Here is a 14692-nt window from a genome sequence, read left to right as displayed (position 1 = left end):
CTTACATGTCATTCATACCAGGATTCGATGCGCCTCGCAAATCGGCTTTTGTCTATTTCCCATGAAAAAACCAGCCGTTTCCTGGCTGGTTTTGAAAATCAAGCATTCGAATTTAAAGGTTGGTTCGACTTGAGTCGGGGAAAGTAAAATCGCACTGCTGTTCCGTCTCCTGTATTTCGTAGAGACACTTCCCCTGTGTGAAGTGTCACAATTCGCTGCACGATGAACAGACCGAGTCCGAACTTCCCTTGCTTCCCTCGAGAGAATTGGTGGAACAAGTCTAGACTCTCATCAACTGGCGGTCCGTCGTTAAAGATGGTGATTTCAACGCCAGCGTCATCTTGGTGGAGGTCGATGCGAATGCAAGATTCCGCGTAACGGAGTGCATTGTCGAGCACGTTCTCAAATGCGACCCGGATCTGTTCCCCGTCTCCAAGCATCTCGCCGCCTTCGCCATTGATTTCCCAATCGAGCTGGCCTCTAAGTTTGAAGCGCGCGACGAGCAGTTCCATCAACTTGTCGAGATTAATTGGTTCAAGTTTCATTTCCTGTCCCTTGAAATATTCAAGTTTTGTGACGTACAACAAATCGACGACTTTCTTTTCGAGTCGAGACGCTTCCTCATCAATGACCTCGGCAGAACCTTTCAAGTCTCCTGTCGGATAAATACCGTCCCCAATCGATTGGGCATATCCTCGAATGACCATGATCGGTGTCTTTAAGTCATGCGATATGTTTTGAAGCAACGCTTGTTGTGCCAAATCCTGCTCTTTTAATTCCTTACGCATGGCATCAATCGAATGGGCCAACTGACCGAGTTCATCTTGACGATCTAATGGTAAAGCGGTCTCCCACTGTCGATTCGAAATCTTCTCAACGGCCCGTTCCATCTCCACAATCGGTTTCGTCAGTTGACGCGACATCAATAAAGCTGGAATCAGTGACAAGAGGCTGATGATGCCAATCAGAATCGAGATTCGCCAGTATAATGTCGACACCAACTCACGACGATAGGCATCCCAAGCGTAGGAGGCCTGATACACAATCGTTCCATCGTACTCATTTTGACGAATGATGTAATAGACGTCTTCCCCATCAATTGTCGTCTGATACCGCTCGACCTGACCACTTTGATTTAACGCTTCCTGATACATGCGGTTCGTCAATTCAAGCGGGGCCGATCCGTAGATGATCCGTCCGTTCGGGAGAAAGATCAATTGGTTGACCGAACGGGACTCCTGTTGGCGTCGGTCATACTCAATCGGGTTTTGGGGATAGTTCTCTAACTCATTCGTGTTCCCTAAATAATAGTCCACATCTCGTAACGTCTCATACACTTGTTCATCGATGAACTGGGTGATGGATGAACGGACCGTAATCAAGATCATGAGCGCAAGCGTCACGATGATGAGTAAGATGAGCACCCAAATCTTCCACATGAGACGTTTCGGTTTAAGCGCGTCCATCATGGTCTGACGAGACGGTAGCCGATACCGTAAAGCGTTTCGAGCTCAAGGCGATGCAATTTCTTTCGGACACGACGCACCAAGTCATCGACGACGCGGTCCGATCCGAAATAATCATTCCCCCAAACACCTTCTAAAATTTGCTCACGCGACAACGCGGAGCCCGGATGTTCAAGGAAGAGTAGCAGTAAATCAAATTCTTTCGAAGTCAAATCGATCTCTTCATCTCCGTGCTTGATCAGACGTTTATCCGGATAAATCGTGTACTCTCCGTATTCGATATGCTCGTTCGACTTCGAACCGTAGACACGATCAATCAATTTTTTGACACGGATGACAAGTTCCCTTGGAAGGAACGGTTTGGCGATGTAGTCATCCGAACCCATCTCGAGTCCGATGATTTTGTCGATATCCTCATCGCGCGCCGAGATGAAAATCGTCGGCGTATTCGCATTGACGGCTTTGATTTGTTTCAACAATTGAAAGCCATCCAGGTCTGGCAACATGATATCGAGCACCCACAAATCCGGTTGATCTGGAATCGCTTCTTGTGCAGATGTCCCATCCGCAAATGAGCGAACGTTGTATCCTTCCTGTTCTAGATACGTGACGAGCATTTTATTTAAGTTTGCTTCATCGTCGACTAAGTAGATTGTATACATTCAAGTCACCTCAACACGTTTTTTCTCATCATATCAAACAATTGTCGTGAAATGATGGGAAAGAAATGAAGTCAAAGAAAAAAGAAGGCAACGAAATCGCACCTTCTTCAGCGTACTGAATTTGTTCGTAACTGTTGCGTCAAAAATGCCGCGCCCCCACTAATCATCGCCAACACTCCACTGATCATGATCATTTCCATGATGTCCGCCTCCCGTTGATACCGATTCTCATTATCAACTTAAATATAGCACACATCCTATTCATTGAATACCACAAAAAAAAGTCCCGATTTCACTCGGGACTTACCATGATTATGCTTTTACGTCATATCCTTGTTCCTCGACTGCCTCCACCATCGTCTCAAGTGAGACAGAATCTTGATGGATCACGTCGACTCGATGCTCTTGAAGCGATACCGTCGCTGATTCGACACCGTTCAATTCATTCAATGCCCCCTCGACGGCAGCTTTGCAATGATTACATGTCATACCTTCTACGGTTAACGTTGTTTCTTTCATGATGATGATCCTCCTTGTGTTTTTAATCGTAATGCGTTCAAGACGACAGACACCGAACTGAACGCCATCGCTGCTCCAGCAATCCATGGGGCAAGTAACCCTGCTGCAGCGACCGGGATACCAAGACTATTATAGGCAAGGGCCCAGAACAAGTTTTGACGAATGTTCTTCATCGTCAAACGACTCATATTCATCGCTCGACTCACGCCTTCAATGTCTTGCCCTACAATTGTAACATCTGCCGCCTCGAGTGCGACATCCGTACCGCTCCCGAATGCGATCCCAACGTCCGCCACCGCAAGTGCCGGGGCATCGTTCATGCCGTCCCCTACCATGGCAACGCGACCGGATTGTTTTAAGCGTTCGATTTGGTCCGCCTTTTCAACCGGAAGGACTTCGGCAATCACTTGATGATGAGGGATGCCAAGTTCGTCGGCAATCGCGTAGGCGACTTCCTTCCGATCACCCGTCAAGACGTACACGTCACGCGTTTGACTAAGCGCTTGCACGACTTCACGACTTTTCGGTTTCAATTGATCTTGTAGCCCGAACGCTGCGACAATCCCGCTCTCATCCGCAACGTAGACCGGGGTCATCGCCCCCATCGACCAATCTGGCAAGTTGTATCCGAGCTCTTCCATCATTCGAACAGAGCCGATGATGAGTTCTTTCCCATCAACGACCGCTTTGACTCCTCTTCCGGCTAACTCTTCCACTTTCGTCACGACACCGTCGCCGACTTCCCGACCGATGGCAGCTGCCAAAGGATGCGTCGATTGCCGTTCTGCCATGACGGCACGGCGGAGCATCGCTTCATCTCCGAACGTTTCCACCACTTCCGGTGTCCCGTTCGTCAATGTCCCTGTCTTATCAAAAACAACGATGTTTGATTCATTGAGTGATTCGAGTTGTCCCCCACCTTTGAACAACACACCTTGTTCTGCCGCTCGTCCCGTTCCGACCATGATCGATGTCGGAGTTGCCAAACCGAGGGCACACGGACAGGCGATGACAAGTACGGCAATCGATGCCCGAATGGCCGTATCGATATCATTTAATAGGAATGCCCAGACCGCGAATGTGAGGGCACTGATGGCTACGACAATCGGCACGAAGACACCCGAGATGCGGTCAGCCTGACGTTGAATCGGCGCCTTATCCGTTTGTGCCTGTTCGACGACACGTACGATTTGAGCGAGCATCGTCTCTTTCCCGACTCGTTCCGCACGCATGAGAATACGATGGGACTGATTGATCGTTCCGCCGACGACTTCGGCGTCGACCGTCTTCTCCGCTGGAATCGATTCTCCTGTCAACATCGATTCATCGATGACTGTCTCTCCCTCAATGATCCGTCCATCGACCGGAATTTTCTCTCCCGGACGCACGACGAGGACGTCTCCTACTTTGACGAGTTCGACAGCGACAGACCGTTCTTCACCATCAACGAACAGGATGGCTTCTTTCGCCTGAAGCGACAAGAGTGATTTCAACGCATCGGTCGTCTTCTCTTTCGCTCGTCCTTCTAACCACTTCCCAAGTAAGACGAGCGTGATGAGGACGGCACTCGTCTCAAAATAGAGATGTGGATTCATCGGGTGCACAATCATTTCAAAAATGGAATAGAAGTATGCGGCCGATGTCCCCGTCGCGACGAGCACGTCCATGTTCGCCGAACCGCTCTTCAAGCTCTTATATGCCCCTTGATAAAACTGCGCCCCAATCCAAAACTGAACGGGGGTCGCTAAGGCGAATTGCCACCATGGGTTCATCAGCCATGGTGCATGAAATCCGAGTCCCGGGATATGCGTCAACATGACGAGGAGTAATGGGGCCGACAACAGTGCAGAGATGATGACCTTCCGCTGTAATGGACGTAAGTCATGCGGCGGCGCCATCTCTACTTTCGGCTCGGCCCCGTATCCGATTTTCTCAATCCGCGCAATCAGCTCTTCTTCTGTAATGCCTTCATCGACACGAATGGTCGCCGTCTCAAGCGGAAGGTTGACCGTCGCTTCCACTCCGTCCATCTTATTCAATACTTTTTCAATTCGTGCCGAACAAGCCGCACAGGTCATTCCTTGTATGGATAACTCAACGGTTTTCATGACATCCCTCCTTATTTTTTGATGCGGCTGACGATCGTCATCAACTCATCAATGTAAGGTTCCATGTTTTCCGTCTCGCTTGCGTGAACCAAACACTTGCGCATATGACGCTCTAACAGTTGCATCTCGACTTGCTTCAGAGCGGCCTGAATGGCTGACGTCTGAGTCAAAATATCGACACAATAGCGGTCGTTCTCGACCATTTTTTGAATCCCTCGGACTTGTCCTTCGATTCGTTTTAGACGTTTCCCGAGTGCCTCCCGTTCGGCATCATCACGCGGAACGAGTGGTTGGTCATGCATAAATTCATCCATGTTGATCACCTCACCACTAATATACCCCTACCCCCTAACAGTGTCAAACGAAAAGATAAAAAAGGAACGACTCGTAGTCGCCCCTCTCTACTCAACTATTTTGAAACGCTTCGCTCTTCAAGACCGTTCGTAAAATCTTTCCAGTCGTGTTTCGCGGAAGTTCCTCGATAATCTCAATATAAGTCGGCTGCTTATATTTCGCTAACTTTGTTTGTGTATATGCACGGATCTCTTCTTTCGTGACACCGTCATGTTTCGTGACAACGAATGCCTTCACCGCTTCTCCTTGCTCCGCATCCGGTACACCGATGACGGCAGCTTCGACGATATCCGGATGTTGATACAATACTTCCTCTACCTCACGAGGGTATACGTTATATCCCCCGACGATGACCATATCCTTTTTCCGGTCGACGATATAGAAGTAACCATCCTCGTCACGTCGAGCCAAATCGCCCGTATAGAGCCATCCGTCCCGAAGTGTCATCATCGTTTCTTCCGGTAATTTGTAATACCCTTTCATGACGTTCGGTCCTCGTACAATCAACTCTCCGACTTTACCGACGCCGACTTCTTCCCCAAGCTCGTCGACGACTTTATTTTCGACATGAACGATGGAAGGGCCGATTGACCCTGCTTTACGCTCGCCATGGAGCGGGTTGAAGCAGGTGACCGGTGACGCCTCCGACAGACCGTATCCTTCAAGAATCTTGCACTCAAACATCTGCTCAAATGACTCGAGCAATTGAACTGGTAAGCTTGCTCCTCCTGAGACGAACACACGGACATGCTTCAACGCAGACGTGTAGGCCGGTACTTTCATTGCTGTCTGTAACAAGAAATTGTACATCGTCGGCACTCCGGCAAATAACGTCACACGGTGCTTCGGTACTAGATCGAACACATCTTGTGGAGAGAACTTCGGTAAGATGACAATCGTCGCCCCTCGGAGGAGTGGTGCATTGACGATGACCGTCAAACAGAACACGTGGAACATCGGCAATGCCGCCAATGCCTTATCCTCTGGAGTGATGTCTAAATACTCTCCGATCGAATGTGCGTTTGAGAACAAGTTTCGATGCGTGAGCAGAGCCCCTTTCGGTTTTCCGGTCGTCCCACTCGTATAAAGGATGACGGCAACTTCATCCTCGTCCACTTCGATGAACGTCCCTTCTGTTTCAGCAAACGCTTCTGCGAATGGGATGAATTCAATCGTCCCTTCCCGCTTCAATGCCGGAACATCGGCATATGGAACGGAAATCACGAGTTTTAAGTGAGGCAACTTCGTGAGTGCCGCTTCCGCCTGTGCGACGAGCGGTGATAAGCCAACAATCCCTTTTACATCCCCATCAAGCAGAATGTAGGCCATTTCATCAGGCGTGTATGTAGGGTTGATCGGAATGACGACCCCTCCACGTGACAACACAGCGAAATATGCAATCAGGAACGCAGGACTGTTTCCGAGAACGAGGGCGACGTGATCGCCTTGTCCAATTCCTTTTTGCTCAAGTGTCGACGCCATCGCCTTGACTTGCCCATAAAACTGTCCGTAACTCACCGTGTCTTCCCCAAACACATACGCTGCTTTCTGCGGGTGAGCCATCACTACTTCTTGTAGTGACTTGACTAAGTTTGCCATGGTAATCCCCCTTTAAATGAATGATGATTCACTTTTGAGCCATAAAAAAGAGCACGTTGTCCGCGCTCTTTTCAATTACTTCTATTGTACATGAAATGTTTCAATAAGAAAACGCTTCCAAAAAATTCGCCTGTAAGTGGAACAATCCGGCGCGACTTTTCACGTGTACGAGCGCTTGAAGGGATTCATCATCCATGAGCAAATCATCAATCAGTTTATGATAGCCCTGTTTTTTCGATTCATTCGTAGCCGTAATCAATAAAATCGCTTTCGCTTGAATCATTTCTCCCGTGATGGTTTTTACTTCACACGGATTCAACAGGTGAAGCAGGGAAATGCCGTCTCGTTTCGCTATAGAGATGGGAACATCAATGACCGCAACTGGCACAGCGACATCACTTACCCCGGAAGGAATGATCGATTCTTGATCGAGAACAACTCGCGTAAATGAAGAACTGACCATGCCTTTTCGTTCCAATTCAAGACCTACCGCCATCATCGCACGTTCAAACGTTGATTGTTCCGTCACCCACATCCGACTCGGGTCCATCCATTCACTGAGCCTTCGATACATAGTGATTCCTCCTATTTTTAATCAGCCGCTACGAAAGCGCTTGCACAAATTATGATACGCCTTCTCCCATCGAGGCGCAATCCGTATGATCAACGTTCACGAAACTGCCAAAAAAGGCGACCTCCGTAGAGACCGCCATGACTAACTTAACTAATCAAATCGACTAATTCCTCGAGCTCGACATTTCCGAAGTAATGTTTCAAATCGAGTTGCATCAATTGCTCACGGATGGCCGCACGTTCGAAACGCGTCCCAACGAGCGCTTGCTCGACGTCTTGGATGTCACCGACACCAAAGAAATCTCCGTAAATTTTCGCTTCTGTGATCGTCCCTTTGTTGACGTTCAAGCGGACATCGATTGTTCCGATTGGGAAACGACGTTTCGACTCGACGTCGAACTTCGGTGACTTCCCAAAGTTCCAGTCCCAGTTCGCATAGCGTTCTTTCGAGATATCATGGACGATTTCCCAATCCTCGTCACGAAGTACATAGCGTTCCGGTTGTTCTCCATCATAAATCGAATGGAGGAGCGCCTCGACGAAATGTTCCATCTCCATCTCACGCTCTAAAAATTCAGTGATGTTCGCCACACGGCTACGAACGGACTTGATTCCTTTTGAACGCATTTTCTCTTCCGAGACGTTAAGCGAGTTCACGACCTCTTCGATGTTCGAGTTGAACATGAGCGTCCCGTGGCTGAACATGCGTCCACGCGTCGTGAATTGGGCGTTCCCGCTGATTTTACGCTCACCGACCTGAATGTCGTTACGACCCGTCAGCTCTGCCTCGACACCAAGGTTACGAAGCGCATCTACGATCGGTTGTGTGAACTTCTTATAGTTGTTGAACGAGTTGCCATCGTCTTTTGTGATGAAGCTGAAGTTCAAGTTCCCTTCATCGTGATAGACGGCGCCCCCACCAGAGAGACGTCGAACGACATCGATGCCATTCTCTTCGATGTACTTCAAGTTGACTTCTTCTGATGTGTTTTGGTTCTTCCCGATGATGATGGATGGACCGTTAATATAGAACAGGAAGTAATCTTCATGATCGACGTTCAGATGTTTAAGGATATACTCTTCAACCGCCAAGTTAATCTTCGGGTCGCGGATATCCGGATTAAAAATAAATTTCACAGTTTATTTCCTCCTAGTCGGATGTTCGTTACTCGTATTATACGAAACGAGTCGAGTTCTCGACAAATCTTTTACTTCCACTCACCTGTCATCACGCGCTTCAATGCGTTCGCCACACCATACTCATCATGACGTTCGGTGACATGGTCACTGATGGCAATCAAGTCTTCGTGGCTATTGCCCATCGCAATTCCTTTTCCGGCCACTTTGAACATCGGCACGTCATTCAAGTTATCCCCGATGACGACGACTTCAGATAAATCGATGCCATAGTGTTCAGCAAGTTTTGTCACACCGTTCCCTTTATCTGCACCGTGTGCCATCACTTCGATGTTGTCATTGCCTGAAGACGTGACATACACTCCTTCGACTTGGTCTTCGATTTCTTTCCAAAGCCCGTTCATCTTCTCGAGATGACTTGAGAACGCGATGAACTTATAGACACGTCCTGCTTCTTCACGAATGAAGCCCTCGATGTCATCAACAATTTTGACGTCTTCATTGACGTAATAGCGATTCTTAAAGAATTCGTACATCTCGAGCGAGCGGTCGTCACCATTCGCTTTCAAGTTTTTCATCGACGCTTCAATCAAGTCGCCACGGCTCGCTACGAGTCCCGCTTCTGTGTACATTTCATAAAAGACGTCCGCATACTTGTCATCTTGATGAAGAACATTGATGACTTGAAGCGCCTCATCAATCGTCAAATCGATTTCGTGAAGGACTTCTCCCGACGTGTCGAGCACGCGTCCCCCATTCGACGATACGATTGGGCAAGAGAGTCCGACCTCGTCTAAAATCTGTTTCGCATTCACATAGTTGCGCCCCGTCGCAATCGCAAAGCGAATTCCTGCCGCCTCTGCTTCACGAACGATCTCCGCTGTCTCATCCGCGATTTTGGTGTGGTTGTGCAAAATCGTACCGTCCATGTCTGATACAAAAAGTTTATACGTTGCCATCTTCCATCACTCCTTTTTCTCTTTCGCTTCTAACTATAACAAAAAGAGAGGGTTGCGGAACAATCCGAACCCTCCCTTCATCAAATCTCAATTTTTTTCACGCAATGCCTTCACTTGTTCCCGAATACTCTTCACACAGTCCGGCATCCCAATTCCGTCATAGGCGATTCCGGCGAGAATGACGCCTGGATATACCCGGCTCATCTCGGCTCGGAGTGCTTTGACACGGTCCGCATGAAAGACCGCATAAGGAGGCAGTCCATCACGGAGTCGACTAACGACGGTTTGAACCGGTTCACGATGAATGCGCATCAGGCCACGGAGATCGTGTAATGCCGTCTCGATGATTTCTTCATCGGATGCTTCGACGATATCATCTGCCCCCGGACGACCTAAAAAGACACGAAGGACGTGATATCCTTCCGGCACCGCATGCGGCCATTTCTGGTCGATGAACGTACATGCCGTGATCGTCACATCCGCTTCTTGACTCGTCACGAACCCTGTCCCGACGAACGGAAGCTCAATATCTTCTTCTTTGAAGACAAGCGAGCATGTGGCCGTCGCATGTGGCTTCATGTCCGCCAAAAAGTCACTGTCGACTTTCGGGAGGAACTGACGAATGAGGCGCGGTGGGACCGTCAACACGAGATGGTCCGTGTCGATATCTCCGCGACTCGTGAAGAGACGGTACCCGTCCTCACGTTCGGATACTTGTTCGACGGAACAGTTTAATACGATTTCAGTACGTTCCAACCGTTCTGCCAAGCGGTCTGTCAGTGATTTGAGTCCACGTTTCAACGAAGCGAACTGACCGACCTTCTTTGCTCCGACTTCTGCGACTCGTTGTTCCGGTCGTAAGTGTCGCATCCCTTCATACAAGTTGCCGTATTTCTTTTCTCCCTCGATGAACTGCGGGAATGTCGACATCGCACTCATTTGATCGATGTCTCCAGCATAGATACCAGAGAGTAACGGTTCAATCAATCGGTCGACGATTGGGTCCCCGACACGCTCACGAAGGTAGAGGCCGAGTGAGACGTCCGAGTCTGGCGCTTTTACATCTGGAGGGGACAGCAACATCTGCTTCAAGTCCTCATGCTCTTCCTCCGAGAGCAACGTCGTCTCACGAAACGCATTGACGTCGAGCGGGATCCCCATCACCGTCTGTTTCGGAATCGGGTGGAGCCCGTCATGATGAAGAACGTAAGCTTGACCGACTCCATTGCGAACGAGTTCATCGCCTAAACCGACGTCTTCAATCAATTCCGTCATCGCAGTCTTACGAAAGACATACGAGTCCGGACCACGTTCCACCGCAAACTCGCCCGTTTCATACGTATCAATCTTTCCTCCGAGGCGATCCGTCGCCTCGAGCAACGTGATGGTCACGTCTTCCGGCAAATAACGCTCTGCATAAAAAGCGGCGGTGAGACCTGTGATCCCACCACCGACAATCGTGAATTTACGCATGATGCACAATCACGCTTTCCATTCGATCCGCGATGGCTTCGATGAAGCTTCGCTCTGCATTTGGCATAGCCGGACGTGCGTAGTGAACACCGAGGCGGTCACAGACAACTTTACACTCGACGTCGTTATCGAACAATACTTCGAGATGGTCTGCAACAAAGCCGACCGGCGTATAGACGAACGCCTCGTAGCCATGCTTTTCATAAAGTTCAGCCGTCAAATCTTGGACATCTGGTCCAATCCATGGGTCCGGCGTGTTTCCTTCTGACTGCCAACCAATCTCATAATGCGGGACGCCTGTCTCAATGGCAATTTTATCAGCTGTTTCTTTCAACTGATCCGGATACGGGTCGCCACCAGCCAAGATTTTCTCAGGAAGACTATGCGCTGAAACGATGAGACATGTCTTTTCAGCCGGTACAGGCAATGACGCATACGTATCGTTAATCGCATTCGCCCACCATTTGATAAACTTCGGCTCATCATACCACGACTCTACCGAACGAATGTCGATGCCATACTTCGCTGCTTCTTCATGAGCACGTCCGTTGTATGATTTGACGCTATATGACGAGTAATGAGGTGCTAAGACAACCGATACCGCCTCTTTGATGCCGTCGTTCGCCATTTGCGCGACCGCGTCTTCTACGAACGGTTCGATATGCTTCAATCCGATATACAGTTTGAACTCGATTTCACCTACATGACGCTCGTTCAAGATGTCACGAAGCGTCTCCGCTTGATCGATTGTGATTTTTGCGAGTGGAGATACACCACCAATCGCTTCGTAACGTTCCGTCAAATCTTGGAGTGCTTCCGGTGACGGTTTGCGTCCGTAGCGAATGTGCGTGTAATACCGCTCGATATCTTCTGGTTTGTACGGTGTGCCGTACGCCATGACAAGTAGTCCGACTGTTTTCATGATTCGTTGCCTCCCATTTTTTCGCGTGAGTAGTCGTGAATGAATGCCGTCAATTTGACGAGTACGGCCGGGTCGACTTCAGGGAACACCCCATGTCCCAAGTTGAAGACGTATCCTGGCTGTTTCATTCCTTCATCTAAAATTTCCTTAACCTTCTCTTCGATGACCGGCCATGGAGCTAACAAGAACGACGGGTCTAAATTTCCTTGAACCGCCTTTGTAATACCACGGTCCCGTGCTTCCTGTACCGACAGGCGCCAGTCAAGCCCGACCACATCAAGTGGAAGGTCGTGCCATTCTTCGATTTGATGGCTCGCTCCGACACCATGCATGATGAGTGGAATGTCGAGTGAACGTAGTTCTTTAAAGATACGCTCCGTCGTCGGTTTGATGTAACGTGCATAATCTTTGCGGCTGAGCGTCCCGACCCACGAATCAAACAATTGGAACGCTTGAATGCCGGCATCCGCTTGCGCCTTCGCATACGTGATGACCATGTCGCCGAGTTTTTCCATCAATGCATTCCATACATCCGGTTCTGCATACATGAGTGCTTTCGTACGATGGTAGTTCCGCGACGGTCCCCCTTCGATCATATAGCTCGCCAATGTGAACGGTGCGCCTGAGAAGCCGATAAGCGGAACTTCTAGTCGTTCCCGTAGTAGACGAATCGTGTCAAAAACGTATGAGATATCTTCCGGGTTTAACGGTTTCAAACGTTCCACATCTTCCATCGTTCGATACGGATTGTCGATGACCGGTCCAATCCCGCTCTTGATCTCGACATCGACTCCCATAGACGGAAGTGGCGTCATAATGTCCTTATATAGAATGGCCGCGTCGACTCCGAGTTGTTTCACCGGAAGTTCCGTGACATATGCACAAAGTTCAGGATCATGCGTGATCTCGAATAGTGACCTCGTCTTTTTAATCTCTCGATATTCCGGTTGGTAGCGTCCGGCTTGGCGCATATACCACACAGGTACATAGTCTGTCGCCTCTCCTTTAAACGCTTTTAAAATAGTATCGTTCATACGTCGCGTCATTCCCCTCTAAATTTCTCCTACATTCTTTATTCTCGTGTTTGTGAACTCAAAAACATTATACAGAAATTAATTAGAATTATGCTAATGTGAAGCATTTTCATTGTGTTTTCTTTGTGTCATTTTTTTGTCGGAAATGTTCGGAAGGCTGAATTCAACTGACCCCGAATCAAATCATCCCGCTGTTTCGTCGACAATCGTCGTTCTCGTTCTTTAATATCTTGAATTCGCCATCCATCTTCTAGTTTGGTCGCCACTTCGACTAAACGTTCCACGTCATGGAAAGAATATTTACGTGAACCACCTTTTGTACGTTCCGGAAAGACGAGACCTTTTTCTTCATAATACCGAATTTGGCGCTCTGAAAGTCCCGTCAACTCAGTCACGACACCCATCCCGATCACTTTCTTCGATTTGTAGTCCATTCAGCCTCGCCTCCTTAATAAAAAAACTATGTCAGATAATCTGACAAAATGCAATCCAGCATGCAATTTTCGTTTTACACTGAAGTCAACTTTTGGAAAGCACCTAAGAAAAAGGAGGGCATGAACATGGAAGACATTCTCTATTATATGGACACGCTGTATGTACTCATCGCTGCATTGCTCGTATTGACGATGCAATTAGGTTTCGGATTACTCGAGACAGGGACGCTTCGGGCGAAGAACGCCGGTCACGTCGCGGTCAAACAAATTATCAGCCTCTCTGTGGCGGCACTCGCTTTTTGGGCGGTCGGGTTCGGCCTCTCGTTCGGTGACGGGACAACTTGGTTTGGGACAGAAGGATTCTTCTTAAGCGGATCGTTCACAAGCCTCGACTGGGCGAACGTCTCAATCGACATCAAGTTCTTATTCCAGTTATCATTCGTTGCAGTTTCTCTCGCCATCGCGTGGGGTGGATTTGCAGAACGGGCTAAGCTTTCTGCCTACGTTCTGTTCGGTATCTTCTTCGTTGCCATCCTCTATCCAATCGTCGCTCGCTCAGTATGGGCTGGTGGAATGCTCGGATCAATGGGGATGCAAGACTTCGCAGGTTCGGCGGTCGTTCACCTTCAAGGTGGGATGGCGGCTCTCATGGCAACAATCATTTTGAAACCACGTCGTAAAACGGAATCACTCGCTGGTCATAACCATGTGTTAACAGTCGTGGGCGGTCTCGTCCTTTGGCTTTGCTGGTTCGGCTTTAACGCCGGTTCGACAATGTCGGTCGCTGACGGATTCTTCGGTTACGTCGCATTGACAACGATGCTCGCCACAGCAGCTGGTGCGCTCGGTGCTCTGACCATCGTCATGCTCCATCGGAAGACGGCAGATATCCCGACAATCGTCAACGGAGTACTCGGGGCGCTCGTCGCCATCACGGCAGCATGTGCGTTCGTCGAACCGTGGGCAGCCGTCGTCATTGGGGCACTCGCATCGGTTGCAACATATGGAACGAGCATCTTGATGGCGAAGTATGTGGATGACCCGCTCTGCGCCTTCTCCGTACACGGAGTCGCTGGAATCATCGGAACACTCGCACTCGGCTTCTTCGCATCGCCTCGACTCGTTGAGATCACAGGGATCGGTTCTGCCGGACTCTTCTACGGTGGCGGATTGACACAGCTCGGTGTACAGACACTCGGTGTGTTGATCGCGATGGTCATCGCCGGCGGTGGAAGTTACGCCTTCTTGAAACTTCTCGATGTCACAATCGGACTCCGTGTCACAGAAGAACAAGAAGATGTCGGCCTCGACATCGCAGAACATGGTGTATCGGCATACGGTGAAGTCGAAGAAACGACTGAGAAACCAGGACGCCTCCCGAAGATTCTCGGTTCGAGCGTATCGGTCATGTCACCTAAAAAATAATCTACTCACGTGAGAAGGACATCCTGT

14 protein-coding genes are annotated in these 14692 nt (G+C 49.2%); 1 reads left to right on the top strand and 13 read right to left on the bottom strand.

The features are described 5' to 3' along the window. Positions 1-98 precede the first annotated feature (98 nt). The 13 genes from KNO68_RS00320 to KNO68_RS00260 form a co-directional block, all read right to left on the bottom strand. The gene (locus KNO68_RS00320) at positions 99-1466 is read right to left on the bottom strand and encodes a sensor histidine kinase (RefSeq protein WP_235189242.1); all 1368 of its coding nucleotides are present in this window, start codon (positions 1464-1466) and stop codon (positions 99-101) included. Beyond that, the gene (locus tag KNO68_RS00315) at positions 1466-2128 is read right to left on the bottom strand and encodes a response regulator transcription factor (RefSeq protein WP_015880954.1); all 663 of its coding nucleotides are present in this window, start codon (positions 2126-2128) and stop codon (positions 1466-1468) included. Before KNO68_RS00315 ends, KNO68_RS00320 begins: the two co-directional genes overlap by 1 nt. Before the next feature lie 312 nt (positions 2129-2440). Continuing rightward, positions 2441-2647, bottom strand: a complete 207-nt coding sequence (gene copZ / locus KNO68_RS00310; protein ID WP_074037662.1) for a copper chaperone CopZ — start codon at positions 2645-2647, stop codon at positions 2441-2443. Continuing rightward, positions 2644-4755 carry a heavy metal translocating P-type ATPase gene (locus KNO68_RS00305; protein WP_078146432.1) on the bottom strand — a complete coding sequence of 704 codons (2112 nt, stop codon included), beginning with the start codon at positions 4753-4755 and terminating at the stop codon, positions 2644-2646. Before KNO68_RS00305 ends, copZ begins: the two co-directional genes overlap by 4 nt. Before the next feature lie 11 nt (positions 4756-4766). Beyond that, on the bottom strand, positions 4767-5069 hold the full coding sequence (locus KNO68_RS00300; protein WP_015880950.1) for a metal-sensitive transcriptional regulator: 303 nt from the start codon (positions 5067-5069) through the stop codon (positions 4767-4769). 91 nt (positions 5070-5160) lie between these two features. Beyond that, a complete protein-coding gene (locus KNO68_RS00295) occupies positions 5161-6708 on the bottom strand; it encodes a fatty acid--CoA ligase family protein (protein WP_215111895.1) in 1548 nt (515 codons plus the stop codon). 100 nt (positions 6709-6808) lie between these two features. Continuing rightward, positions 6809-7282: a PTS sugar transporter subunit IIA gene (locus KNO68_RS00290; protein WP_215111894.1), complete on the bottom strand. Its 474-nt coding sequence runs from the start codon at positions 7280-7282 to the stop codon at positions 6809-6811. A 146-nt stretch (positions 7283-7428) separates the two neighbouring features. Beyond that, positions 7429-8418: a lipoate--protein ligase gene (gene lplA, locus KNO68_RS00285; protein WP_015880947.1), complete on the bottom strand. Its 990-nt coding sequence runs from the start codon at positions 8416-8418 to the stop codon at positions 7429-7431. 71 nt (positions 8419-8489) lie between these two features. Continuing rightward, the gene (locus KNO68_RS00280; RefSeq protein ID WP_015880946.1) at positions 8490-9377 is read right to left on the bottom strand and encodes a Cof-type HAD-IIB family hydrolase; all 888 of its coding nucleotides are present in this window, start codon (positions 9375-9377) and stop codon (positions 8490-8492) included. An 87-nt stretch (positions 9378-9464) separates the two neighbouring features. Beyond that, the gene (hemG, locus tag KNO68_RS00275; protein ID WP_214775723.1) at positions 9465-10850 is read right to left on the bottom strand and encodes a protoporphyrinogen oxidase; all 1386 of its coding nucleotides are present in this window, start codon (positions 10848-10850) and stop codon (positions 9465-9467) included. Then, positions 10843-11772, bottom strand: a complete 930-nt coding sequence (gene hemH, locus KNO68_RS00270; RefSeq protein ID WP_078146425.1) for a ferrochelatase — start codon at positions 11770-11772, stop codon at positions 10843-10845. The genes hemG and hemH overlap by 8 nt, the downstream gene beginning before the upstream one ends. Next, complete coding sequence (gene hemE / locus KNO68_RS00265; protein WP_015880943.1) at positions 11769-12818, bottom strand: uroporphyrinogen decarboxylase; 1050 nt, start codon at positions 12816-12818, stop codon at positions 11769-11771. Before hemE ends, hemH begins: the two co-directional genes overlap by 4 nt. Positions 12819-12934: 116 nt before the next feature. Beyond that, positions 12935-13240, bottom strand: coding sequence for a MerR family transcriptional regulator (locus KNO68_RS00260; protein WP_214872887.1), 306 nt, complete (start codon positions 13238-13240; stop codon positions 12935-12937). A gap of 120 nt (positions 13241-13360) precedes the next feature. On the opposite strand from KNO68_RS00260, the gene KNO68_RS00255 reads away from it, so the two are divergent. Then, positions 13361-14665, top strand: a complete 1305-nt coding sequence (locus tag KNO68_RS00255; RefSeq protein WP_240499790.1) for an ammonium transporter — start codon at positions 13361-13363, stop codon at positions 14663-14665. Positions 14666-14692: the final 27 nt, after the last annotated feature.

It is taken from the genome of Exiguobacterium sp. s75 (genome assembly GCF_018617145.1).
Taxonomy (GTDB): Bacteria; Bacillota; Bacilli; order Exiguobacteriales; family Exiguobacteriaceae; genus Exiguobacterium; species Exiguobacterium profundum.
Note: the sequence above shows the minus strand (reverse complement) of the source record. Positions and strands in the feature narration are given on the sequence as shown.